Origin of the sequence: Jatrophihabitans sp. (assembly GCA_036399055.1) — a bacterium.
Classification (GTDB): Bacteria; Actinomycetota; Actinomycetes; order Mycobacteriales; family Jatrophihabitantaceae; genus Jatrophihabitans_A.
On record DASWNX010000026.1, the window covers coordinates 72,480 to 96,115 of the forward strand.

The 23,636-nt window shown below is 68.8% G+C and carries 21 protein-coding genes and 3 tRNA genes; 13 read left to right on the forward strand and 11 right to left on the reverse strand.

Annotated elements, in window-relative coordinates; translation table 11 throughout:
• The first annotated feature begins 101 nt into the window (after positions 1-101).
• Positions 102-1,022 carry a ScbA/BarX family gamma-butyrolactone biosynthesis protein gene (locus VGB75_09990; GenBank protein ID HEY0167362.1) on the forward strand — a complete coding sequence of 307 codons (921 nt, stop codon included), beginning with the start codon at positions 102-104 and terminating at the stop codon, positions 1,020-1,022.
• A gap of 4 nt (positions 1,023-1,026) precedes the next feature.
• On the opposite strand, the gene VGB75_09995 is transcribed toward VGB75_09990, so the two are convergent.
• The 5 genes from VGB75_09995 to VGB75_10015 form a co-directional block, all read right to left on the reverse strand.
• Complete coding sequence (locus VGB75_09995) at positions 1,027-1,749, reverse strand: ScbR family autoregulator-binding transcription factor (GenBank protein ID HEY0167363.1); 723 nt, start codon at positions 1,747-1,749, stop codon at positions 1,027-1,029.
• Between the two features lie 383 nt (positions 1,750-2,132).
• Positions 2,133-2,220, reverse strand: a tRNA-Ser gene (locus VGB75_10000).
• A 16-nt stretch (positions 2,221-2,236) separates the two neighbouring features.
• Positions 2,237-2,701, reverse strand: a complete 465-nt coding sequence (gene tadA / locus VGB75_10005; GenBank protein ID HEY0167364.1) for a tRNA adenosine(34) deaminase TadA — start codon at positions 2,699-2,701, stop codon at positions 2,237-2,239.
• A 10-nt stretch (positions 2,702-2,711) separates the two neighbouring features.
• Positions 2,712-3,221, reverse strand: a complete 510-nt coding sequence (locus VGB75_10010; protein HEY0167365.1) for a tRNA adenosine deaminase-associated protein — start codon at positions 3,219-3,221, stop codon at positions 2,712-2,714.
• Positions 3,218-3,703: a tRNA adenosine deaminase-associated protein gene (locus VGB75_10015; GenBank protein ID HEY0167366.1), complete on the reverse strand. Its 486-nt coding sequence runs from the start codon at positions 3,701-3,703 to the stop codon at positions 3,218-3,220. The genes VGB75_10010 and VGB75_10015 overlap by 4 nt, the downstream gene beginning before the upstream one ends.
• A gap of 242 nt (positions 3,704-3,945) precedes the next feature.
• Between VGB75_10015 and VGB75_10020 the strand changes: the two genes are divergently transcribed.
• From VGB75_10020 to VGB75_10050, 7 genes are all read left to right on the forward strand, one after another.
• Positions 3,946-4,923, forward strand: a complete 978-nt coding sequence (locus tag VGB75_10020; GenBank protein HEY0167367.1) for a prephenate dehydrogenase/arogenate dehydrogenase family protein — start codon at positions 3,946-3,948, stop codon at positions 4,921-4,923.
• Positions 4,924-4,951: 28 nt separating this feature from the next.
• Positions 4,952-5,902 carry an asparaginase gene (locus tag VGB75_10025; protein HEY0167368.1) on the forward strand — a complete coding sequence of 317 codons (951 nt, stop codon included), beginning with the start codon at positions 4,952-4,954 and terminating at the stop codon, positions 5,900-5,902.
• Positions 5,903-5,962: 60 nt separating this feature from the next.
• Positions 5,963-8,371: an amino acid permease gene (locus VGB75_10030; GenBank protein ID HEY0167369.1), complete on the forward strand. Its 2,409-nt coding sequence runs from the start codon at positions 5,963-5,965 to the stop codon at positions 8,369-8,371.
• A 44-nt stretch (positions 8,372-8,415) separates the two neighbouring features.
• A complete protein-coding gene (locus tag VGB75_10035; GenBank protein ID HEY0167370.1) occupies positions 8,416-8,994 on the forward strand; it encodes a TetR/AcrR family transcriptional regulator in 579 nt (192 codons plus the stop codon).
• Between the two features lie 85 nt (positions 8,995-9,079).
• Positions 9,080-9,152: transfer RNA gene (locus tag VGB75_10040), tRNA-Glu, on the forward strand.
• Positions 9,153-9,246: 94 nt separating this feature from the next.
• A tRNA-Asp gene (locus VGB75_10045) sits at positions 9,247-9,320 on the forward strand.
• Positions 9,321-9,384: 64 nt separating this feature from the next.
• A complete protein-coding gene (locus VGB75_10050; GenBank protein HEY0167371.1) occupies positions 9,385-10,080 on the forward strand; it encodes a CbiX/SirB N-terminal domain-containing protein in 696 nt (231 codons plus the stop codon).
• Positions 10,081-10,322: 242 nt separating this feature from the next.
• Here the strand turns inward: VGB75_10050 and VGB75_10055 are convergent, their stop codons facing one another.
• Positions 10,323-11,528 (reverse strand): hypothetical protein, encoded by a 1,206-nt coding sequence (locus tag VGB75_10055; protein ID HEY0167372.1) that lies wholly within the window; start codon positions 11,526-11,528, stop codon positions 10,323-10,325.
• A 109-nt stretch (positions 11,529-11,637) separates the two neighbouring features.
• Between VGB75_10055 and VGB75_10060 the strand changes: the two genes are divergently transcribed.
• The 4 genes from VGB75_10060 (at position 11,638) to VGB75_10075 (ending at position 15,406) form a co-directional block, all read left to right on the forward strand.
• Positions 11,638-12,057, forward strand: a complete 420-nt coding sequence (locus VGB75_10060) for an antitoxin Xre/MbcA/ParS toxin-binding domain-containing protein (GenBank protein HEY0167373.1) — start codon at positions 11,638-11,640, stop codon at positions 12,055-12,057.
• Between the two features lie 2 nt (positions 12,058-12,059).
• The gene (locus tag VGB75_10065; protein HEY0167374.1) at positions 12,060-12,686 is read left to right on the forward strand and encodes an RES family NAD+ phosphorylase; all 627 of its coding nucleotides are present in this window, start codon (positions 12,060-12,062) and stop codon (positions 12,684-12,686) included.
• A gap of 658 nt (positions 12,687-13,344) precedes the next feature.
• A complete protein-coding gene (locus tag VGB75_10070; protein HEY0167375.1) occupies positions 13,345-14,343 on the forward strand; it encodes a fatty acid desaturase in 999 nt (332 codons plus the stop codon).
• A 115-nt stretch (positions 14,344-14,458) separates the two neighbouring features.
• A complete protein-coding gene (locus VGB75_10075; GenBank protein HEY0167376.1) occupies positions 14,459-15,406 on the forward strand; it encodes a LysR family transcriptional regulator in 948 nt (315 codons plus the stop codon).
• On the opposite strand, the gene VGB75_10080 is transcribed toward VGB75_10075, so the two are convergent.
• Positions 15,366-16,319, reverse strand: a complete 954-nt coding sequence (locus tag VGB75_10080; GenBank protein ID HEY0167377.1) for a hypothetical protein — start codon at positions 16,317-16,319, stop codon at positions 15,366-15,368. The genes VGB75_10075 and VGB75_10080 overlap by 41 nt on opposite strands.
• A gap of 183 nt (positions 16,320-16,502) precedes the next feature.
• On the opposite strand from VGB75_10080, the gene alaS reads away from it, so the two are divergent.
• On the forward strand, positions 16,503-19,214 hold the full coding sequence (gene alaS, locus VGB75_10085; GenBank protein HEY0167378.1) for an alanine--tRNA ligase: 2,712 nt from the start codon (positions 16,503-16,505) through the stop codon (positions 19,212-19,214).
• A 91-nt stretch (positions 19,215-19,305) separates the two neighbouring features.
• Here the strand turns inward: alaS and VGB75_10090 are convergent, their stop codons facing one another.
• The 4 genes from VGB75_10090 to VGB75_10105 all read right to left on the reverse strand — a co-directional run bounded on the left by VGB75_10090 (position 19,306) and on the right by VGB75_10105 (position 23,635).
• A complete protein-coding gene (locus VGB75_10090) occupies positions 19,306-19,677 on the reverse strand; it encodes a hypothetical protein (protein HEY0167379.1) in 372 nt (123 codons plus the stop codon).
• 97 nt (positions 19,678-19,774) lie between these two features.
• Positions 19,775-21,181: an RNB domain-containing ribonuclease gene (locus VGB75_10095; GenBank protein HEY0167380.1), complete on the reverse strand. Its 1,407-nt coding sequence runs from the start codon at positions 21,179-21,181 to the stop codon at positions 19,775-19,777.
• Between the two features lie 517 nt (positions 21,182-21,698).
• A complete protein-coding gene (locus VGB75_10100; GenBank protein HEY0167381.1) occupies positions 21,699-22,577 on the reverse strand; it encodes a dioxygenase in 879 nt (292 codons plus the stop codon).
• A complete protein-coding gene (locus tag VGB75_10105; GenBank protein ID HEY0167382.1) occupies positions 22,574-23,635 on the reverse strand; it encodes a maleylacetate reductase in 1,062 nt (353 codons plus the stop codon). Before VGB75_10105 ends, VGB75_10100 begins: the two co-directional genes overlap by 4 nt.
• Position 23,636 lies beyond the last annotated feature (1 nt).

The following is a 23,636-nucleotide window of genomic DNA, read 5'->3' on the forward strand; positions in this document are numbered from 1 at the left end:
TGGCAGATCACGGCTTGATGTTCAAACGGCATCAATTCTTTCGGGCACTCATCATCAGCGGATACGGTCCGTTCGCATGCTTCTTACGGGGGAGGCACGTCTTGCATACGCTGGATGAGGTGGTGCGGGCCGACCAAGCCCTGCGCTGGGATCACACCATCGACCGCACTCTGGTGCACCGGGATTCGATCGCCGAAGTGCTGCTCACCGACCTGATAAGGCTGGCCGACACCGAGTTCCTGGTAGCGGCCCAATGGCCCAGATCGCATCGGGTGTACCGGCCCGATCACGATGGCCGTCATGATCCGATGCTGATCCTGGAGTCCATCCGGCAGAGTGGGCTGGCGGTGTCGCACTTCGCGTTCGGCGTCGGATTCGACCAGCAGTCACTGATGCGAGACATCAGCTTCGTCCTCGATCAGCGGACCGAACCGCGGGCCCTGCGGCGGGCCACCAACCTTGCCATCACAGTGAGTTGCCGGGATGTGATCATGCGAGCGGGCCGGTTGCGCGGCATGACCATAACGCTGTCCTTCGCCGCCGACGAACTGCGATTCGCCAGCGGATCAGGGACGATTCGCTGGGTATCACCCCAGAGTTACACCGCTCTGCGAGCCCGCGGCGGCCCTCCCCCGGATTGGGATCAGCTGCGCTGGAACAGCGTCCTCCCACCACGACGGCCCTCACCGATCCGTGCCGCGGCCGACGTGTTGATCACCGCTGAGCCCGCGCCCAGTGCCCGGCGGCGGCTGGTGGTGCCACTGGATCATCCGGTGTACTTCGACCATCCGCTGGATCACGCGCCCGGCATGCTGCTGATCGACGCAGCCTGGCAGGCTGCCGTCGAGCAGCGAGCCGACGGCGCCCGGCTCGTCGGCTGCACTCTGGACTGCCCCATGTTCACCGAACTGGGGGTGGACACCGACATCCTGCTGAGTCCGGTCTCCAGCGACACCACCGGGTTCACGGTGGGTCAGCGCGGCCACGAGACCGCGTCGGGCACCTTGCGAGTGGCCCCCTGACAGCTCAGCCCAGCTTCGGGTCAGAGTCGATGTCGGAGTCGGAGTTGATGTCGGAGTCGGAGTCGGAGTCGGAGTCCAGCTGAGCGGGCAGCCGGGGGATCGCGGCGCGGACGCGGCGCACCGCACGCTGAGTGCTCGACCAGTCCGGGTCGACGGCCAGTCCAACCAGGAACACCTTCCAGAACTCATCCAGCCGAACCTCCAGGTCCACCCGGTTGGTGAGGATCTCTGACACGTGTTGGATGCCGAAGAAGCCGCCCACCAGTGCCCGCGCGGTGGGCGCGGCCTGCAGTCCAGGGCGCAGATGCCCCTCGCGCCGGGCACGGATAAACAGCTCTTGCAAGATGCCGATCCAGCCGACGAAGGGTGTCGGCATCGCCGCGTTCACCAGTTCGCGCTCGAAGGAGAGGCGAATGCCGGCGGTGGTGAGGACGTCGTCGCGAAACCGACTGCCCACCTCATAGGTCAGCGCGACGATGCTGGTCAGCGCATCGGGTGAGTGCTCGATGATCGAGGCCACTATCGGCGGCCACTGCGCGAACTGCTCCTCGACGATCGCCACGGCGAGCGCCTCTTTGCTCGGGAAATGGAAGTACACCGCGCCCTTGGTGACGCCGGCGGCTTCCACGATGTCGTTCATGCTCGCGGCGAGAAAACCGGTCCGGGCGAAGACCTCGGCAGCAGCGACCAGGACTCGACCGCGAGTCTGGACCGCTCGCTGCTGCATCGCCACAGGCGCTTTCCCCCTTCAACCTTTGGAGTTGTGAAGTCTATCCGGCAGACTTGACAAGCACTCTTCTATGGTTTGTCTTTGTTTGGGCCCAGGGCTCAAGGAAAAGACCGTATGGTCGGTTTACTTTTCAAAGAGGTCACGCTAATGTGCGCTGAGCGGCGCGCGGAGCCAGGTCAACTCCGCAGCGCCGCGCCAACTAAGCAGGCTGGCCACCGGGTGAGCCAACCTGGCTGCCGTCATCACGTCTCACGCCGCGGTTCGGCGGAAGGCCCTCTTCGGAGCGCGCCACCGCCCCGCTAGGCAGGCACTCCGTTGCGGGCCAGTGCCTGTTCAGGCGTGAAGAGGCGGCCGGCGAGGGGGCGGAGGCGAAGGGCCCTTGGCGGTGGCGGTGGGATTTGAACCCACGGAGGCTTTCACCTCACACGCTTTCGAGGCGTGCTCCTTCGGCCGCTCGGACACGCCACCGCCGATGACAATACAGTCACCGCCGGCCGGCGAAGAAACGGGTCAGCAGCGCGGCGCACTCGTCCTGCCGGATGCCGCCCAGCACCTCAGGACGGTGGTTGAGCCGCCGGTCACGCACCACGTCCCACAGTGAGCCGACCGCGCCGGCCTTGTCGTCCCAGGCGCCGAACACCAGCCGCCGGACTCGTGCCAGCACCAGGGCGCCGGCGCACATCGTGCACGGCTCCAGGGTCACCACCAGGGTGCATCCGGTCAGCTGCCAGTCACCCAGCGCCTCGCCGGCTCGTCGCAACGCCAGCACCTCGGCGTGGGCGGTGGGATCGGCACTGGCCTGGCGCAGGTTATGACCGGTCGCCAGCACCGCCCCCTGCGGTGAGAGCACCACCGCGCCTACCGGCACATCACCCGCTGCCAGCGCCAGCCCGGCCTCGCGCAGCGCGGCTCCCATCGCGTCATGGTCGCTGGTGACCTCGCCGCTCACTCCGCCCCGCTCACCCGCGGACGGCTTCGAACTCGCTCAGGCAGCCCAGCCGCTCGCACACCGTCTCGATCAGGTCGGCCGGCAGCGTCCCCTCGTGCACGGCCAGCTCGATCAGCTCGGCGGCGGGCATCCCCAGGTCGGCCAGCACCTGCGGATCACCGAACGGCGCGGCGTCGTGCACGCCGGTCGGGGCGTCCTCGTCCCCGTCCAGCGGATCGCCGCCTATCTCAGGCAGCCCGTCGACGAAGAGCTGGGCGATCGGGTAGTCATCGGCGGCATGGCCGTTGGACAGGAACACCCGGATGGGCTCGGCGGCCTGGTCAGCCGTGGCGTCCAGCCTGGCCAGCACCGCGTACTCGTCGTCCTGCTCCAGGGCCAGCAGCCGGACCGGGTGGTCGAAGTCGCGCAGCACGTCGCAGACGTCATCGATCGACTCGCAACCGTCGAGGTCGACCTCTTCCAGCAGCCAGCCGGCTTCGTCCCGTTCCTTGCCGAGCAAGGCCAGCGCGAAGTAACTCACAGCGCCACCCGGCCCGAAGAGCGAGCCCTGCGAAATTCATCCTCCAACCCGATCCGCTTGATCACGGAGTCGAGCATGTCCTCGGGATAGGCGTCCAGGTCATCGAGAATGGATTCCATCTCCTCCTCGCCCAGATCGAGGTCGCTGAACAGATCCAGCTCACCGATCGGCCACACCTCGTCGAGTTCGTCGTCCTCCGGCGGGTCCTCGCCCAGCCGGGCGAGCACCTGAGCGGCCAGCGGGAACTCGACCGAGGCGGTCAGGTCCGACAGCAGCAGGTCGATCCGGGCCCCGTGCGAACGAGCGATCAGGAAGAACTCGTCGTCGATGTGGGCGACCACGAACGGTCCGCCCTCAGGCGGTTGGCTGCGTAGCGCCGACAACAGCACGCTGAGGTCGCCCAGGACGGCCGAGGGCAGTGCGTCGCAGCGCCACATCCCACCCTCGCGGAATGCCGCTACCGCGTAACTGCCTTGTCCCATGACCAGCCCCTCCGCACGTGTGGAAACGGTGTCGAGCCGATGTAGTAATGGATCTGACCTCCAGATCCTGGCATGGATCGGTTGCGCGACAAAGCCGCCGGCAGCAAGCCACGTCTGCGTGGCGTCGCGCAGATCACGCTCGTCAGCGGCTTCGTTCCTATCGGGTGTCGGCCCGGCATCGGAACGGTCACGCTGAGCTACCGACTGTAAGTCGCACGCGCTGGTGGCTATACGTTCGACTGGTGCCAGATTCGTTTGACCGCATCGCCGTTCTGGGCCTCGGCCTGATCGGCGGTTCCATCGTGCAAGCGCTGGCCCGCGGCGGTTACCAGGTCTCGGGATATGACCCGGACCCGGTGGAGGCGGCTGCGGCTCGAGGAACCGGTTACACCGTGGCCGCCAGCGCGGCCGAGGCCGTGGCCGGGGCCGACCTGATCGTGCTGGCGATGCCCCTGTCGCGTCTGGATCGCGCGCTGAGCGCGATCAGCGGCAAGGTCGCCGCGGGCGCCGTGGTGACCGACGTCGGCACCCTCAAGGTGCCGGTGCTGCAGGCGGCGCGCAGGTTGCTGCCGGGCGTGCGGTTCGTCGGCGGGCACCCACTGGCCGGCACCGAGCAGTCCGGGTTCCTGGCAGGTGACCCGTTGCTGTTCCGCGACGCGCCCTGGGCGCTGACCCTGGAGCCGGACACCGACCTGCAGGCATGGCTGTCCTTGGCGGTGCTGCTGTGTGACCTCGGGGCCAAGCCGGTGCCGACTACGGCCGCCGAGCAGGATGCCGCGGTCGCCCGGGTGATCGGCCTGCCGCACATGCTGGCCGAGGCGCTGGCGCTGAGCGGCCTGCGCGGCGGTGAGCTGGGGCTGTCTCTGGCCGCCGGTTCCTACACCTCGGGTAGCCGGGTCGCCCGTACCCGACCGGATCTGGTGGCCACCTGGTGCGATGGCAACCCGGCCCTGATCAGCGCGCTCGATGACGCCATCGCCTCGCTGGTCACCACCCGGGACACCCTGCTCGAGGGCGGCTCGGTGTTGCCGCTGGCCCAAGCAGGGCATCGAGCCAGGATGGACTGGGAGCATCGGGAGTTCGCCCCCGTCGACCTGCCCGCCGACGCCGACACGCTGCGCCAGCACGGTCGTGACGGCGGCTGGATCACCGCGGTCATCGAGAAGGACGGCTCTGGCCTGGGAGAGCTGAGACTGCTGGGCATGCGCCCGGTGCGCTGAGGGCGGGCAGATCGGACACAATCATGGCGTGATCCGACTCCGCACCGGCGTGCCCCTGATCGAACTAGAGCGCAGTGGCGTGGTGGAGTCCGTGCACACCGGACACCTTGTCGTGCTGGCGCCTGACGGCAGCGTCAAGTTCGCCGCCGGCGACCCGGCACAGCCGATCTTCGGCCGGTCCTCGCTCAAGCCGTTGCAAGCCGTCGGATTGCTGCGCGCAGGGGTCGACTTCGGCCCGGCCGAGCTGGCTCTGGCGGCTTCCTCGCACTCGGGATCGGCTCAGCACCAGCAGCTGATCGCCGACGAGCTGCAAGCGGCCGGGCTGACCGAGGACGACCTGGACTGCCCGCCCGACCTGCCGCTGGGTGTCGCCGAGCGGCGGGCTCACCTGGCAGCCGGGCTCTCCGAGTCCAGGCTGGCGATGAACTGCTCGGGCAAGCACGCCGGAATGCTGCTGGCCTGCCTGCGCAACGGCTGGCCGGTGTCAGGCTATCTGTCCCCGGCGCACCCGTTGCAGCAGCTGCTGGCCGGCGTCGTCGCCGAGCTGACCGGCGAGCCGATCGCGGCCACTGGCGTGGACGGTTGCGGCGCGCCGCTGTTCGCCACCAGCCTGCGCGGGGTGGCCAGAGCGTTCAGCCAGATCGCCACCGGTCCGGCCGAACTACGCCGGCTGGCCGAGGCGCTGCGAGCCCATCCTGACCTGCTGGCCGGCGCCGGACGAGCGGTGACCCGGTTGATGCAGGCAGTCCCCGGCCTGATCGCCAAGGACGGCGCCGAAGGGGTGTTCGCCGCGGCGCTGCCCGACGGCGGCGCGGTGGCGCTCAAGATCGACGACGGCGCGGCGCGGGCAGCGGAGCTCGCCGTGGTCATCGGCTTGCGGCAGCTGGGCGTCAGCGGGGCGGCCCTGGACGCGCTCAGCGCCGAGCCGGTGCTGGGCGGCGGCCGTCCGGTGGGGTTGATCCGGCCGGCGCAGGGGTGATCGGGCTCGACTTCGTGCCTCCCGGCAGTGCCCGTCAGCAGAGGTCGTAGCCTTCTGCGCATGACCCGCCTCGAACCCACTCGAACCGAGCAGGCGGCGGCGCCGGCCCTGGCCGCCAGCGTCTCGGTCCCCGAGCGGTTGGGCTATCGGGTCAAGCGGGTGCTACTCGGCCCGCCCCTGGTCTCGACCCAGCTGCACGAGGAGAAGCTGTCGAAGAAGACGGCGCTGGGCGTGCTGTCCTCGGACTGCATCTCTTCCTCGGCCTACGGCACCGAAGAGATGCTGATCATCCTGCTCGGCGTGTTCGGGCTGGCGGGCTTTCACATCCTGGCGCCGATGACGGCGGTCATCCTGGTCATCCTGACCCTGATGACGATGTCCTACCGCGAAGTCGTCATGGTCTACACCCGGGCCGGCGGCAGTTACGTCGTCTGCCGGGAGAACTTCGGGTACAAGACCGCCCAGATGGCCGCGGTCGCTTTGCTGATCGACTACATCGTCACGGTCGCGGTGCAGGCCGCCGCCGGAGTGGCCGCCATCACCTCCGCGGTGCACTCGCTGCTGCCCTACAAGCTGGAGCTGACCCTGGTCGTGGTGGGCCTGCTCGCCTTCGCCAACCTGCGGGGGCTGCGCGAGGCCGGCAAGACCTTCGCGATTCCCACGTACTTCTTCTTCGGCGCCGTTTCCACGGTGATCATGGTCGGGCTGGTCCGCGAGATCTTCGGTGAGCTGCCGCACTACGAGATCAACCGGATCGGGCAGCTGCCGGTGCAGGACAAGGGCTTTGAGATCATGTCCAGCCTCGGGCTCTTCTACCTTCTCAAGGCCTTCGCCAACGGCGGCTCGTCGCTGACCGGGCTCGAGGCGATCTCCGACGGCGTCAGCGCGTTCAAGAACCCGCCCGGCCCGAACGCCAGGCGAACACTCGGGATCATGTCGGCGATGCTGGCGTTCCTGGTGGTGGGGGTCGGCTGGCTGTCGATGCAGACGCATGCCGCCCCGTTCGCGGAGGGCTCCCCGACAGTCATCTCGCAGGTGGCCAGAGCAGCCTTGGGCGACAGCGTGATCGGTCACGCCGCCTTCATCATCGTGCAGATCGCGACCGCCCTGATCCTGTTCACCGGGGCGAACACGCCTTTCACCGGCTTTCCGTTCTTGGCGAGCTTCGTGGCCGAGGACTCGTTCCTGCCGCGCCAGCTGACCCGGCGGGGGCACCGGCTGGCCTTCAGCAACGGCATCTTCGTGCTCACCCTGATGTCGATGCTGCTGCTGCTGGTCGGCCGCGCCAACGTCGACAAACTGATCCCGTTCTACGCCCTGGGCGTGTTCACCGGCTTCACGCTGGCGGGATTCGGCATGGCCAAGTACCACACCCTTCACAAAAACCCCGGTTGGCAGCGCAAGTGGTGGATCAACGCCGCGGGCGGCGTGCTGTCACTGGCCGTCGTGATCATCACAGCGGTGGTGAAGTTCAACGAGGGCGCCTGGCTGGTGCTGGTGCTGGGGCCCATCATGTGGTTCACCTTGATGCGGCTGAACCAGCAGTACCGTGAGGAGGCCCGCGCGCTGACCCTGGTGACGAACGCGCTGGGCAAGGGCGCGGCGCTGCCGAACTACCCCCGCCACGTCATCCTGGTGATGGTGGACCGACTGGACCTGGCCGTGGTCCGCGCGCTGCGCTACGCCGGCAGCCTGCGCCCGACCGATCTGCGCGCGGTGCACATCTCTCTGGACTCCGATCGGACCGCCGAGCTGGAGCGGTCCTGGATCGAGCGTGGCCTGGGTGACCGGGTTCCGCTGGAGGTGGTCGAGTGCCCGGACCGCCGGCTGATCCGAGCGGTGGCCGAGACCGCGCTGACGGCGGTGATCGGCGAGCGCGCCGAGGTCACCGTGCTGCTGCCGCGCCGGACGTTCAAGCGGGTCTCCCAGCGGATCCTGCACGACCGCACCGCTGACCGGATCGCCGGCGCGATGGCCAAGCTCCCGCACGTCTCGGCGACCATCGTGCCGTTCGACACCGTCCTGAATGAGGCGCAGGAGCAGGAGCTCGAACGCCAACGCGCCCAGGTCAAGCAGCGGTTGGCCCAGAGCACCCAACCGGGTTCGGCAGACAGGCTGGAGCCGGTGACCGCCGAGTCCGAGCCGGGGTCCGAGCCCGACGAGGTGCCCGCCGAGCCGGACGAGCACGGCGTGCTGCCGATCGCGGGGGTGAGGTGGAAGCAGCGAGTCACCATCGAGGGCAGGATCAAGATCGTGCAGGTCGGCACCACCGCGGGCAAGTCACTGGAGGCCCAGGTCTTCGACTCCACCGGCGGAATGCGGCTGCTGTTCTTCGGCCGCACCCGGATCCCGGGCATCGAGCCGGGATCGATGGTCCGGGTGACCGGCACCGTCGGGGAGTACAAGGGTCACCTGGCGTTGGCCAATCCGCGTTATGAGTTGTTGCCTTCTGACACTAAGGCACGCTGACCGGGCCGATGTCGCTACCCAGCCAGCCGGTCAAGCCTCAGCGGATGCGCGGCAACCGACCCGCCTACACGACCGAGACGCTGCTGGACGTGGCCGTCACGGTGTTCACCAGTCGGGGCTATGAGGGCACCTCGATGGAGGACCTGGCCGCCGCCGCCGGCCTGAGCAAGTCCTCGATCTACCACCATGTGCAGGGAAAGCAGCAACTGCTGGCGCTGGCTCTGGACCGGGCGCTGGACGGGTTGTTCGCGGTGCTGTCCCAGCCCGGGGCCACGGCCGGGCCGGCGGTGGACCGGCTGACCCACGTCATCCGAGGCACCGTCGGGGTGCTGCTCGATGAGCTGCCCTACGTCACGCTGCTGCTTCGGGTGCGCGGCAACAGCCCCACTGAGCTGGCGGCGCTGGCCCGGCGGCGGGAGTTCGACCAGCTGGTGGCGCACCTGGTGCTGCAGGCCCAGCGGCAGGGTGACGTCGATCCGAATCTCGACGCCGCGATCGCCACCCGCCTGATCTTCGGAATGATCAACTCGCTGACCGAGTGGTACCGGCCGGGTCGCGCCGATCGGGTCGACCTGCCCGAGACGGTGGTGCAGCTGGTGCTCACCGGCTTGGCGCCGCGCTGACGGCGCTCGTGACCGGCGCCGCCGGTCAGCCCCTGTGCGGAGCGGAGCATCGTCGACAGCTAAGCTGGTAGGGCTGCTTGAGCAAGCCCCTATCGTCTAGTGGCCTAGGACGCCGCCCTTTCACGGCGGTAGCACGGGTTCGAATCCCGTTGGGGGTACTCGCCAGGCATGATCGGTTCAGCACGTAGTATGGTTTCGCAGGCTGGTCGGGGTGTTGCCTCGGTGAGCACGCAGGTCTAGCCGCTTTTGCTAGGCCCCGTAGCGCAGTTGGTTAGCGCGCCGCCCTGTCACGGCGGAGGTCGCGGGTTCGAGTCCCGTCGGGGTCGCATCAGGTCCGGTTCCCTCAGGGGAGCCGGATTTTTGCTGTCGGGCGAAGTTACGCTCGACCAGGTGACGTCGCACCCGGCTCCGGCCAACGCACCAGCCCTGATCGCGGTCGCACACGGCACCCGGGACCAGGCGGGGGTCGAAGAGATCGAGCGGTTGGTGGAGCTCGTGCGCCGCACCCGCCCCGGTGTCAGGGTGCGGCTGTGCTGGCTGGAGCTGGCCGAGCCGCTGCTGCGCGACGCGCTGCCGGGCGTTCTCGGACCCGTCGTGGTGGCGCCGCTGCTGCTTTCCACCGGCTATCACGTCAAGATCGACATCACCGCGGCCGTCGGCGACCGCCCGGGCACCGCAGTGGCCAGGCAGTTGGGTCCCGATCCCCGGATCACGGCGGCGGTCCTGGATCGGATGCGCCTCGCGGGCCCCCTCACCGACGCCGACGTGGCGCTGTTCGCCTCCGGCTCACGTGATCCGGAGGCCGCCGCGGACCTCGCTGAGGTCGCTGCCCAGCTCCAACGGCAGACCGGCTGCCGGGTGCACCCGAGGTTCCTGACCGACGAGCGGTGGCGGGAGGGGCTGCCTGAGGGCGTGCAGGTCGCCAATTACCTGCTCGCGCCCGGCTACTTCAACGACCGGCTGCAGGCGCACGCCAAGACGGTCCTGGGCCTGCCCCGAGCGCCTGAACCGATCGGAGCGCATCCGGCGGCGGCCGAGGTGATCCTGGACCGCTACGACGAGGCCGCCCGGACGTTGGCGCTCTGACTCGTGGCCGGCCTCGCCGGGCGAGGCCGGGCGTCGCGGGTCGCCAGGCGAGGGCAGGCGTCGCCAGGCGTCGCCGGCGCTCGGGTGGACTCTGCGCCCGTTTCGTATCGCCGGGTGAACCGCCGGGTAGCTCAATGGGCACGGGCGAGGGGCCTGAGGCGGTAGGTCGGCAGTTCCTCCTGCCCCTGACCACCAGGTAAGACGGGTATCAAGCGGATATCAAGATGGGAAGCTCACCCGGCTCAGGCCGCGTGGTGCCTGCCGGTCTGCTGGCGCCGAGCCTTCGCGGTGACCTCGATCGCGCGGAACCCGGTGAGATCCACGCGCGTTGGAGCTACGCCGCGCGCCGCGAGCAGGTTGATGCGCTCACCCAGCAAGATCGCCTCGCTCGCCTGCCCGGCCAACAACTGCCACGCCCACCGTGGATGAGCAGCGGCGGACACCGCCGCCAGTCGCCGAGAGCGAGCCGCCACTGCATGCGAGCGAGCATCCCCGATCAGGTCCCGCTTGCCATGAGGACAGCAGCGCGGATCCAGACAAGTGAGCTTCGGGCCGACGATCGGCTCGTTGATTACTGCCTGCAGAGTTCGCTTCGGCAGCGACGCCCCGAGAACTTCGGAGTAGATGGGCCGCGCCGCGCCGCCGTCACCTGGAGGACGCCGATGCTGCGCCATTCGCTGCCGCAGATCGCAACGCTCGCCCCACCCGATCCCGGTCTCGTAGCCGACCGCGCCAGCGGCCACACATGCCTCCCCGAACAAGCCCTGACGCCAGGCCAGGACGGGCCATCGGCGTCCCAATCGCGCGACCGTTGCGCAGAGGTCGGCCAGCCTCCGCTCGACATGAGCGCCGGTGTGGACCTTCGACGCCGCCAGGGCGACCTCATCCGGCGCCAACTGAGCGAGGGCGGCGATGAGTCGGTCCAGCGACGCCGGCCAGCGGGTCCGGTCCAGCAGCCGCCAGGACAGCGCGACCGGTGCGAGCACCGGCAGCCGCACACCGGTCTGATCCAGGTAACGGCGAGTACGCCGGTACAACAGAGCTTGGACTTCGGTCCATCCGTCGGTCGCGGACTCAATGTGGATATACGGAGCGATGACGGCGCTGGCGTGATGGCTCAGTTGGAATTCGATCGTTTCCGCAATCAGCCGGTCCGCGCGCCCGAGGTTCATCAGATCGCTCACTGACACCGGTGCTGGGGTCGCGAAGGGAAGCAGTGCCCAGGGATCGGCGGGGTGCTGGTGATCAGGCAGGTAGAAGGTCTGTGGATCGATGAGCAGGGGCACACCAGCCTGGCGTGTCGCTTCGGAGAACGCGGTCGACTTAGCGGCGGTGTGCGCCTCTATCACAATCCGGTCCGCGACCGCTGTACCGCGGCGGGGAGGAGCGAGCAGGCCCGATACGAACCGCGTGTCGATGCCGGTAAGCCGAATGATCAACGTGGCCATCAGCAAGCCTCCATCCTCGATGGCAGGAATAATCGTAGCACCAACCCGCAGGTTGACACGCAACTGAAGACGCAAGATACTCGGCAAGTGATGACGCAGGAGGAACATCTTGGCTAAGAGCACGCGCCCCCCTGGCCGACGCATCGGGTCGGGCTCCGTTCACGAGTCGGAGAAGCAGCCGGGTGCAGCGCCCGGCCGGGACAACCTCACATACCTGCGCATCGTGGAGCAGGTAACCGGGTCCGGCATCTCCCAGCAGGAACTAAGCTCCGCTGTCGGCGCCAGCGTCCGTTCGGTGCAGAACTGGGCATCTGGTGACACTGCGCCACGCGGCGTAAGCCGGGAGAAACTACTCGATCTGCGCTTCATCGTCGACGAGCTCTCGTCGGTATATACCGACGAAGGCATCGAGATCTGGTTGCGGGCTCGCAATCGCAACCTCGGAAGCCAGCGTCCTATCGACCTGCTTACGGCCGGCGACGTCGAAGTCGTCATCGAAGAGGTCCAACGCCTGTCGGGAGCCATGTAGTAATGGACGAGCTGCCTCAGCTGGTCGCATCCGGTGCGACGACATCGGTCACCGGCGTATGGCAGCGACACGTGGCCTTGCGATTCGCTCCGGCAGCGCTCGACGGGCGCCTCAACTACGGCCGTTGGGGCACCCGCGACGGCTTCCCCGTCCTATATCTCGGCCTGCCGGTCGAGTCAGTCATTGTGGAGGCTTACCGTCACTTCATCGGGCCGATCGAGGATCCCGGCGAGGCAGCACAGTTGGCCACCAGAATCGCGCCCCGGGCGCTCGTAACCGCCAGAGTGGCGGTGACCGACGTCCTCGACCTGCGCGACACCGCAACCCGCGTCCAGCTCGGTTTAAGTCGCGACGTCCTGTGCTCGGGCACCGAGGATCGCGAGGCCTACGCCGCATGCCAGAAGGTTGCCCAGGTCGCCCACCAGCTCGGCCGGCACGGCATCATCGCCCCCGCCGCCACCGGGCTCGGCCACACCCTCGCGCTGTTCACCGACCTGCTGCCCGCAGCCGAGCGTCCTGTCCGGACGCAGACCGACATCGTCTGGCAGGGCCTGCCGCCAGACCCCCGCCTCCAAGCCGCGCCGCGCCTAAGGGTCGTGCGCGAGCCGCACCGGCCCTCTTCGGTATAGACGGATCGACACCGGGGACCGCGCGCCGATCCGGGCCAACCTTTACCAATAGCCCCATCCAACGCTCAGGGCAGCTCACACTGGGATGACGCGCTTGAGGCAGGTGCTCACGGCTCTGTGGGAACAGGTGTGATCAGTACTTCGTGGAAGCACACAGCTGAGGAGACGCGCCGACCGGTGTCGCGCGGTTCACCCCTGACCTCGGACGACCTACTCACCCCTGAGTATCGACACGGCCGGTAGGTCGGCAGTCGGTCCTGCCCCGACCACATCCCCTTCAGGCTCTTCCGAAGCTCATGCCGCAAGCGATGTTGAACTGCGCGCCGTCGGGTTGCCCTAGCAAGACCCTGTACAGCCGCCGGAGCGGCCGCGCCTCGGCGGGGGTGACTCGGCGCAATCGATGCGTTACGAACGATCATAAAGTTTCACTTAACGGCTGCATCCAGAATCTTTATGAATTTCGTATCACACAGGTATATCTTGACTAGCTACCGGCCAAAGCAGCGCTGTTCCATTCCCCGGTGATCGACGAAACTTGCACACACTCATCCCCTAAATCCGAACCGAGGCATTTTCAGCAGTCACCTCACTCGACTCACCTATCGCGCACGCACTGCGTCACGCATCGTCCGCGCGGTCTGAAAATCGCGGAGCACCAGTGACCAATCAAGTAGACGTCGAGCCTGACCTCGACGGTTCCCAGAATGTTCTGCTCGCCCCCGTTCGCGGTCCCGAGATCCGGCGAAACCTCGATCCCGAGTTCTTCCAGAAGCGACCGGTGGTCTTCCTCGTCAAGTTCACCGTGGCAGTCCTGATCATCGCCGCGGCCTGGGCGTGGGTCGCGCTGCAGCCGGGCGTGCTGTCCATCGCGGTCTCGGTGATCGTCATTGGCCTGATGTATGCGCATCTGGTCGAATTGCAGCACGAATGCCTGCATGAGCACGCCTTCCGCAGCCGGGCCCTGAACCGGTTCTTCGGCTTCATCGCCGGCCTGCCGATGCTGAGCTCGTACTGGCACTACAAGTACGAGCACCTGCGCCATCACGCTTTCCTGGGCACCAACCTGAACCAGGAGTTCTTCAACTACCAGTTCCACCGGCTGGACTCCCCGCTGGGCTTCGTCCGCGGCGCGTACAACCTGGGCCGGTATGGCTCGATCGCCAAGGACATCGGCCGGTCGCTGATCGGCCGGACCAACCCGCGGGTGACCAAGACCGCCGCAGCCAAGCGCATCCGCACCGAGTACCAGTTGTTGACGGCGTTCATCGTCGCCGCCGTGGCCTGGAGCGTCGTGGCAGGCAGCCCCTACCTGATCTGGGTCTGGCTGCTGCCGACGCTGTTGGTCGCCGAGCCCACGCACTTCCTGATCGAGTTGCCGGAGCACTACGGCCTGAACACCCAGACCGACGCCAACGTGCTGTCCAACACCCGCAGCATCCACGGCGGCCGTTTCGGGCACTGGTTCACCAACGGAAATGACCTGCACACAGCCCACCACTTCCACCAGGGCGTCCCGATGGTCAACGTGCCCCGTCTACACGACGTGATCAAGGATAAGATCGAGACGTTCGACCCGTCGTTCGCAAGCTTCTACAAGGGTGTGGTCACCGGTGAAATTCGTTTTCAGGGTGACGACAAGACCTGTATGACGCGTTGAGCTATTAGTTCGCAAACCACACATCACGCGCGGGTAATTCCTTGAAAAAATCACAGATAGCTATTTTGCCCTAACCGGGTAGCCTTCCTTTATGTTGGATGTACGACGACTTCGCGTGCTTTTGGCGATTCAGGAGCATGGCGGGGTGGCGGCTGCCGCCCGGTCGCTGGCCTTCACTCCGCCTGCCGTCTCCCAGCAGATCGCCGCCCTGGAGCGGCAGGTGGGGGTGCCGCTGCTGGACCGCAGTCAGCGCGCGGCGCGGTTGACCCCGGCCGGGTTGCGGCTGGCGGCCCACGCCGAGCGGGTCCTCGGGGACCTGGACGCGGCCGAGGCCGACCTGGCCTCCATGGGCGAACTGGCGTCGGGCTTGTTGCGTCTGGGGGTCATCCCCACGGCGGCCCGCGCCTTGCTGCCGCTGGCGATCTGCCGGCTGCGAGAGACCGCGCCCGACGTCGAGCTGCAATTCGAGCAGTCCGAGCCAGAGGACAGCCTGCCTGCGCTGCGCCGAGGTGAACTCGATCTGGTGCTGGCCGGTGAGTACGCCGTCGCGCCGCGGCGGCTGCCGCCGGGCCTGGACCGGCGCCAGTTGCTCAGCGAGCCCATGCTGGTGGCGGTGCCGGCCGGCCACGCGTTGACCGGATCGAGCGTGTCGTTCATCGAGCTGGAGAAGGAGCGCTGGATCGCGGGCACGCCGTCCTCCTCGTGCGCGGCGCTGCTTGAGCGCTCGGCCGGGCTTGCCGGGTTCGACCCTCTGGTCGTCGGTCAGTGCGGTGACTTCGACCTGGCGCTGACGCTGGTGGCCCATGGTCAGGGCATCGCGCTGATTCCCAACATGGTCGCCGTGCGCTACCAGGCCTCCTCGGACCTGGTTCGGTTCCTTGAGCCGGACAAGCCGAAGACCCGTCGCGACATCTACCTGGCGATCCGGCGTGGCACCGCGGCCAGCCCTGGCATCGCCTATGCGCTGAGCGCACTGCGCGAAGCCGCGGCGAGCTTCGCCGCCGGGAGCTCGGTGGCGCCTGCTAGCGCTGGACCACGGCAATCGGATGCCCCTGAGAGGTGAGGAGCACCCGGCCGCCCAGCGGCGCCGCCAGCCGCACCGTGACCGTTCGCTGGGCGGCGATCGCCGCGCAGGCCTGGTCAGCCGAACTGCTGCCGCCAGCCGGGTTGGGCGTGATCTCTTCCACGCTGATCACCGCCGCGGTCGCGGACTCGGTCACCTTTGCCTCGTAGGTGGCTCCGCACGGCGATGGCCCTGCCGGGCTTGCGAGGAAGCTGTAGGTCAGTCTCTGATCGTCGGCTGCGATGACGGCTTGGTCTTCGGACCAGGCAGACTGGGATGGCTGGGCCGGCCATAGCGCCGACTGGGCCACCGCGAGCACCCGGACGCTGTCGCTGACCCCGGCAAGGCTGAACTGCCAGGCCGGCAATAGCTGAGGGCCGCGGTCGGTGCTGAACTTCGCACGGGTCAGGCCGGCTTTGACGATCCGGAGCCGGGAGCTGACCTGCTGGCCGCTGACGTTGGCCCGAAGCCGATCAAGGGCCGCCTCCGCCGGGACTATGGCGTAGTCACCGGAGGTCGGCGGAGCTGAAGGCAACGTGACACCGAGCTCGTACTCGCCCGCGAGGTAGGCGAGCTTGTCCTCGTCGGTGGCGAAACCGCTCGCAGGGTCGGCCACCATGGCGCCGGTGAGCACCAGAGGCCGCGGGTTGGCGCTGACCGGAAAGGACTGCCAGCCGGACAGCGCCGCCTCCGGGCGTCCGCCAGGCGAGGGCCCGAGCCTGCCCACGCCGTCGGTCGCGCCATCGGCGCCCGGCCCGCCTCGGTCACCGGCACTCGGGCCGCTCGCGCAACCCGGCAGCACGCCCAGAGCCAGCACGGCTACCGCTGCCGGCAGCGCCCGCCGGACGGTCCTGCGGCGCCCGGCCGGCGCGCCGGCGACCAGAGACGGCACCGTCGTCGCCTGTGCGCGCATCCGCTCTCACTCCTGTGGTTGGGGTTCCTTCTCAGAGATGCCGCAGCCCGCCCATTACGTTGCATCGGGCGCCAGTCACGAGGAGAACCGCTCGGCTGCCGGGTCCGGTCGAGAGCCCCGCTGTAAAGCATTGGCTGCGGTCCGAGAGAATGGAGCCGATCCCGCCGCACTGTGAGGAGAGCCGTGAAAACCGCCGAGGTACGTCAGCGCTTCGTGGACCATTTCGTCCGCCATGGGCATGAGGTCGTCCCCGGCGCGCCACTGCCCTTCGACGATCCCAACCTGCTGTTCATCAACGCCGGCATGGTGCAGTTCGTGCCCTACTTCACCGGCCAGCTCGATCCGCCGTGGTCGCGGGCCACCAGCGTGCAGAAGTGCGTGCGCACCCTCGACATCGACGAGGTGGGCAAGACCACCCGGCACGGCACCTTCTTCCAGATGAACGGCAACTTCAGCTTCGGCGACTACTTCAAGGAAGAAGCGATCCGGATGGCGTGGGAGCTGTCCACCAGCTCCGTGGCCGACGGTGGCTACGGCCTGGACGGCGACCGGATCTGGGCCACCGTCTACCTCGACGACGAGGAGGCGATCGACATCTGGCGCCGCGTCGTCGGGCTGCCCCCGGATCGGATCGTCCGGCGCGGCATGGCCGACAACTTCTGGTCGATGACCGTTCCGGGGCCCTGCGGCCCGTGCAGCGAGCTCTACTACGACCGGGGCGCCGCCTATGGCGTGGACGGCGGGCCGGCGGTCGACGAGGACCGCTACATGGAGTTCTGGAACCTGGTCTTCATGCAGAACGAGCGGGGCGCGGGCCCGGCCAAGGAAGGCTACGAGATCCTGGGCGAGCTGCCCCGCAAGAACATCGACACCGGCATGGGCCTGGAGCGGATGGCCACCCTGCTGCAGGGCGTGGACAACCTCTACGAGATCGACGAGACCCGGCCGGTGCTCGACCGGGCCGCCGAGCTGGCCGGCAAGCGCTACGGAGGCGCGTCCGGGCCCTCGGCTGCCGAGTCCGCGCCCGACGACGTCCGGCTTCGGGTGATCGCCGACCACGTGCGCACCGGCCTGATGCTGGTCTCCGACGGGGTCACCCCGAGCAATGAGGGGCGCGGCTACGTGCTGCGCCGGATCCTGCGCCGGGCGGTGCGCTCGGCGCGGATGCTGGGCGGCGAGTTCATCGACGGCGCGGTGCTGCCGCAGTTGCTGCCGGTCGCCCGCGACGCGATGGCGCCCAGCTATCCGGAGCTGGCTGTCGACTACGACCGGATCGCGATGATCGCCTACGGCGAGGAGGACGCCTTCCGCCGGACGCTGGCTTCAGGAACCACCATCCTCGACGTCGCCGTGCGCGAGGCGCAGCAGGCCAAGCGGCCGGCGCTGTCGGGCGAACGGGCGTTCGCGCTTCACGACACCTATGGCTTTCCGATCGACCTCACCATCGAGATGGCGTCCGAGGCCGGCCTGAGCGTGGACCAGGATGAGTTCCGGCGGCTGATGGCCGAGCAGCGCCAGCGCGCCAAGGCCGACGCCCGGTCCAAGAAGTCCGGTGTGGCCAGCACCGCCGCCTACCGCGAGCTGCGTGAGCACGGCCCCACCGTCTTCACCGGCTACGAGGGCCTGGAGATCGAGTCCCGGGTCCGCGGCATCGTCCGTGGAGACGAGCTCGTGGAGGTCGCCGGCCCCGGTGAGACGGTCGAGGTGGTGCTCGATGCCACCTCGTTCTACGCCGAGTCCGGTGGCCAGGTCGCCGACGAAGGCGCCATCGTCATCCCTGGCTCCGGCCCGGAGACCCGGCTTCGGGTGCTGGACGTCCAGCGCCCGATCAAGGGGCTGATCGTGCACCGGGTGCAGGTCGAGTCCGGCGAGCTCCGCACCGGCGTCGACGCGGTCGCCCAGGTCGACCCGGAGTGGCGGCTGTCGGCGCGGCAGGCCCACTCGGGAACCCACGTCGTGCACGCGGCGCTGCGCGAGGTGCTCGGCCCGTCGGCCCTGCAGAGCGGCTCGTACAACAAGCCGGGTTACCTGCGACTGGACTTCGCCTGGTCCAAAGGCCTGGACGAGCGCACCCGAACCGACATCGAGGAGACCGCGAACCGCGCGCTGCGGCGTGACCTGCCGGTGGCGGTGCGGTACATGCCGCTGTCCCAGGCCCGCGAGATCGGCGCGCTCGCGCTGTTCGGCGAGACCTATGACGCCGAAGTGCGGGTGGTCGAGATCGGCGGGGCCTGGTCGCGCGAGCTGTGCGGTGGCACGCACGTCTCCCATTCCTCCCAGGTCGGCGCCCTGGCGGTCACCGGCGAGTCCTCGGTCGGCGCCGGGGTGCGCCGGATCGAGGCCTACGTCGGCCTGGACGCGATCAAATTCCTGGCCAATGAGCGTGCCCTGGTGTCGGCCCTGTCAGAGCTGGTGAAGGTCCCGCCGGCCGAGCTGCCGGACCGGATCGAGTCGCTGATCACCCGGCTGCGCAACGCCGAGCGCGAGTTGGACCGGCTGCGGGCCGGCCAGGTGATGCAGCAGGCGGGGCCGCTGGCGCAACGTGCCACCGACGTCGCCGGAGTCCAACTGCTGACCGAGCTGGTGCCGGCCGGGGTCGCGGTCAACGACCTGCGCAACCTGGCGGTGAACGTGCGGGACCGGTTGGACCAGTCCCGCCCGGCTGCCGTGCTGCTCGCCTCAGCCGCCGATGACCGGCTGTCCTTCGTCGCCACCGTGAACTCCGCGGGGGTGGCGGCCGGGCGTTCGGCCGGTGAGCTGGTCAAGGTGCTGGCGCAGACCCTCGGCGCCCGTGGCGGCGGCAAGGCCGATGTGGCCCAGGGCGCCGGCGGCAAGCCCGGTGACGCGCCGGCGGCCTTCGACGCGGTGCGCGCTTCACTGCTCAGCGCGTCCTGAGCTGCGAGGCCGGGGTGGGCATCAGCCCGCCCCGGCTTGTCAGGCGCTCACCGGCCAGCCGATCCAGCGCCGGATCGCTGCCGCGCCTGGCTCAGGGCCGCGTGCAGTTGACGGTGGCGCCCTTGCTGGCCATCGCGCCGCTGCTGTCGGTCACGTACACGGTGAAGATGCGGGCCGTGCCCCACTTGCAGTTGCCGGTGATCGTCGGCCCACTGCCGTAGTAGGAGTCGCCGCAGCACCAGGAGAAGACCGTCCAGCTGTAGCTGTAGCTGCCGGTGCCGCCCGACGCGGTGGCCGTGCAAGAGAAGGTGCCGTAATTGGCCGGGTCGGGGGCGTAGTAGCCGGTCACTGCGCAGGTGGCGGAGTTCACCGTGAGCGTTGAGGCGTGGGCGGGCTGAGCCACCGACATGGCAGCTGCGAACAGCAGCACGGCTAGCAGGCGGACCGACAGACGAGCGACCATGAGACGTCTCCTTCTCAAGCGCATGGGGTGCGAGGGAGCGCTACTTTCGCATAGCTGTGCGCTGCCTGTCGAGAGTCGCCACCTGCGTCGGGAAGCTTCACTGACCGGCCAACTCGAATCGAACGGTGCGCGTAGCGACGTCAGCAGCGACCAGCCGGGCCTGGATGTGTTGGCCTGGTTGCAGCGAGGCGCCCGTGCATCGTGCGCGTATGGCGGGCTCCTCGATGCTAATCGAGGCCCCGTGGCCATCGGCACTGAGCACCACTGCCGCGAACGTCTGTCCAATGCGATCCCGCAGCAGCCAGGCTTCGGTGAGGTCGAGGACTGCGCGGTCGACCGCACGTGCGCGGTGATCGGCCGCGGCCATCGACGCGGGTAGGGCCGGGACGCGGTCACGCACCCACTGCGGAACCGGTGTGCCAGCCTGCACCGCGAGGCAGATCTCACTCACATAGCGATCGACCAGGCGCCGCAACGGCGCCGTCGCGTGGGCGTACGGCGCGCCGATGCCGGCGTGCAGCGGCTGCTCAGGCGGTTGGCCGTCGAAGGCGACGTAGGCCGCCCCGCGCAGCAGAGAGGCCGCGTGATCGAGGAACGCGACCTGGCGAGAATCGGCTCGGCTCAGGCCGGCGAGCACGTCACCGGGTGCAGCTCCTGCGGGCCAGGCGACTCCCAGGGCCGGCGCGATCCGGCGCAATTCGTCGATCGCCTGGCTATCGGCCGGCGGAACCGTGCGCAGGATTCCGAAGCCGCCACGCAGCATCAGCTGGGCGGCGGACATCCCCGTCATCAACGAGATCTCGGCGTTGTAGGACTCCACCGGTAACGGCGCTCGGTAGCGCAGGGTCCAGGACGAACCGGCGCGCTCGACCTCTTGCGCAGGAAGGTCGAGGTTGATGGCATGTCGCTGTCGAGCGAGCGCGAGACGCAGCGCGCCTACCTCGGGCAGTAGCCTGACAGCGGCATGCGGGTGTCCCGCCTCGAAGCTGGCCTGTACCCCCGCATAGTCCAGGCGAGCTCGAGAAAGGACCCGGGCACGGCGCACGTCGACCTTGGTGATCTCCCCGAAGCCGTCGAGCTCGAACTGCCACAGCACCGCGGGACGAACCTGGCCAGGTAGCAGGCTGGCCGCTCCTTCGCTGAGCACAGTGGGGTGTAGAGGCACCCGGGCGTCCGGGCAGTAGATCGTCTCGCCCCGCACCTGAAGCTCGGAGTCCAACACCGATGCCGGGGGGACGAATGACGCAACGTCGGCGATGGCGTAACTGACCCGATAACCGTGGTCGCAGGGGGCGATGTGCAAGGCCTGGTCGAGATCCATGCTGCCTGGCGGGTCGACGGTAACCAGTTCCAGGTCGGTCCGGTCAAGGTCAGGAAGCCGCACCGCCTGCGCCGCGGCCTGCGCGCAGGCGACCGCCTGGGATGAGAAGTCTCCCGGCACGCCCAGTTCCACCCGCAGCCCCGAAAAGTCCAGCGGGGCGCCGGCCACGCGATGCTCAACCACAGCGCGGTCCCTCCCAGAACGGGCCCTGAGACATCGTGATAAGACGTGCTGACCGAACGCGATCTGCCCGACCTGCCACGGCGACAGTCCGGCCCCACCGCAGCCGTCTCACCACTCGGATGCTCAGCGGTCGACATTGATGGGGCGAGCTGGGTGATCTCCTCGATGTCACGCCGTCGAACCCAGGAAGCGACGCGACGGCCCTCCGAACGCAACTCGGATGACAGGGAAACCGCTCAGCGCCACATGGTCGCCGCTGCAGCATCACGTTGTCCCTCCGCGCTGCGGGATTCTCGCCGAAGCTGTCCACGGCGGTCGCTCGCTGAGGCTACCCGCCGGCCAGCGGCTCCCGGGCCTTAGTGTCCTTTCGACCCGCCGGCGCAGCGCTCGATCACCAGGCCACCGCAGTTGTCACTCGACCTAGAAGGTCGATGGCGTCGCGGCGCGTACCCGCACCCCTGACCGCACACTGCCAGCCCTACCCAATGCCGCTGGGTGGCCGTCCCCCTCAGCTGCCTCAGGAGGCCGGGCTCAGCGTGATGTCGAACCGGGCGCGGGTCCAGGAACCTGTCACCTGCCGGCCGTCCGGTGTCGGCTCGTCCCCAGCATGCCTCGGGAAGTCGACGACGAGCGATTCCCGGATGCCGAACACGCTGTCCGAGCCGAGGTCGTCGCCGGCCACGAAGATGTGCGTGGCCAGCGTTCGCATGCCCTCGTGGCTGGCCATGAAATGCAGGTGGGGCGCACGCATCGGCGACCGGCCGGTCGCGGCGAGCAAGGCGCCAACCGGGCCGTCGTCGGGAATCGGGTACGGGGTGGGGGTGACCGCCCAGAACCGGTATCCCCCGTCGGCGTCGGTGAACAGCCGCCCCCGCGCGGCCACCCGGCCGTCGGGGTACTGCACGTCGTAGCGGCCGTCATCGTCGGCCTCCCACACCTCCAGCCGGGCCCCGGCCAAAGGTCGGCCGGAGGTGTCGGTGACGGTGCCCTCCACCCAGCACGGCTCACCCGACGCGCCGAAGGAGATGTCACCGCCGAGAGGCACCAGCGGTGCGTCGTCAAGGAAGAACGGGCCGACGACGGTCGCCTCGGTCGCCGCGCCGGTCGGGTCGTCATTGATGATGATGGTCTGCATGGACGCACCCAGCACGTCGGACAGCAGGATGAACTCCTGTCGCTTGTCGTCGGTGATGTGACCGGCCGCGGTCAGGAAGTCGATCGCCTGCTGCCATTCGCCCTGGGTCAGGCGGACCTCGCGGAGAAACGCGTGCAGGTGCTCGACCAGGGCGGTCAGCACCGTCCGAACCCGCGGGTCGGCAGTCGCGCCGAAGCTCGCGACCACCTCCTCGACCAGGCGCCGCTCGCGGAGGTCCTGCGGGGATGTTCTGTCGTTCATGGGTGGCTCTCCATCCGTGGTTGGTCTCCGGCCCAGGCCGCTCGCAACAACCGGTCAAGCGTGTCGGCCTCGACCGGGCGTGGGTTCGCGGCCGGCACCTGCGGCAGGATCGCCTGCGCCGCGGCCGCCAGGTCGTCCTCTGCCAGGCCGAGCTCACGCAGGGCCCTCGGCGCGTTCAGCCGCGCGCGCAGCTCGTCCAGGCCCTGGCAGGCGTCGCCCGATCCCAGCGCCTGGGCGATCTGCTCAGCGGCCCGCGGAGCGTAAGGGGCGTTGAACGCGAGCACGTGGGGCAGCACGATGGCGTGCGTGGCCGCGTGCGGCAGGTTGAAGGCCCCTGCCAGCACGTGGCAGATCTTGTGGTGCAACCCTGATCCGGCCGAGGCGAAGGCGACCGCGGCCAGATAGCAGCCGTACAGGGACTGCTCGATCGCGTCTCGGTCGGCCTCGGCCACCACCCCCGGCAGCCCGACCGCGAGGGAGTGGAGCCCCGCCATCGCCAGCGCGGCGTTGATCGGATCTGCCCGCGGCCCCCACATGGAGTCCACGCAGTGCGCGACGGCGTTGAGTCCGGAGGCCACCGCGAGCTCGACCGGCAGGGACTCCAGCAACTCGGCGTCATAGACGACCGTTCGCGGCAGCACCCGCGGGTCGACGCCGGTCCGCTTCTGGCCCCGCTCGGTCAGCCCCCAGACATCGGTGGCTTCCGAGCCTGCGAAGGTGGTCGGGGTCGCGATGATCGGCAAGCCCGAGGTGAGCGCGACCGCTTTGGCCAGCCCGATGGCCGACCCCCCGCCGATGGCGATCACCAGATCAGCCTGAGCCGCCGCGGCCCGGGCGTCCTCAGCCACCTCGACCGGCACGTGCTCGGTTATCCGGTGGTAGCGCACGGCGCCGGCCAGACCGGCCCGTTCGATCAGACCCCTCTGGCGGTCGGCCGCGATGACAAGGGGCCGTAGCGCGGCGAAGCGGGCCACCTCGTCGCGCAGGTGTCCAGCGGCAGCGCCCGAGCCGAACAGGACGCGTTGGCCCTTGGTCTCATGCTCGAAGGCCAGCGGCACG

What these genes read in the sequence shown, in the direction of transcription:
- VGB75_09995 (HEY0167363.1), bottom strand. Translation starts at nt 1,749, where the DNA reads ATGCAGCAGCGAGCGGTCCAGACTCGCGGTCGAGTCCTGGTCGCTGCT.
- VGB75_10015 (HEY0167366.1), bottom strand. Translation starts at nt 3,703, where the DNA reads ATGGGACAAGGCAGTTACGCGGTAGCGGCATTCCGCGAGGGTGGGATG.
- VGB75_10030 (HEY0167369.1), top strand. Translation starts at nt 5,963, where the DNA reads ATGACCCGCCTCGAACCCACTCGAACCGAGCAGGCGGCGGCGCCGGCC.
- VGB75_10035 (HEY0167370.1), top strand. Translation starts at nt 8,416, where the DNA reads ATGCGCGGCAACCGACCCGCCTACACGACCGAGACGCTGCTGGACGTG.
- VGB75_10055 (HEY0167372.1), bottom strand. Translation starts at nt 11,528, where the DNA reads ATGGCCACGTTGATCATTCGGCTTACCGGCATCGACACGCGGTTCGTA.
- VGB75_10065 (HEY0167374.1), top strand. Translation starts at nt 12,060, where the DNA reads ATGGACGAGCTGCCTCAGCTGGTCGCATCCGGTGCGACGACATCGGTC.
- VGB75_10080 (HEY0167377.1), bottom strand. Translation starts at nt 16,319, where the DNA reads ATGCGCGCACAGGCGACGACGGTGCCGTCTCTGGTCGCCGGCGCGCCG.
- VGB75_10090 (HEY0167379.1), bottom strand. Translation starts at nt 19,677, where the DNA reads ATGGTCGCTCGTCTGTCGGTCCGCCTGCTAGCCGTGCTGCTGTTCGCA.
- VGB75_10100 (HEY0167381.1), bottom strand. Translation starts at nt 22,577, where the DNA reads ATGAACGACAGAACATCCCCGCAGGACCTCCGCGAGCGGCGCCTGGTC.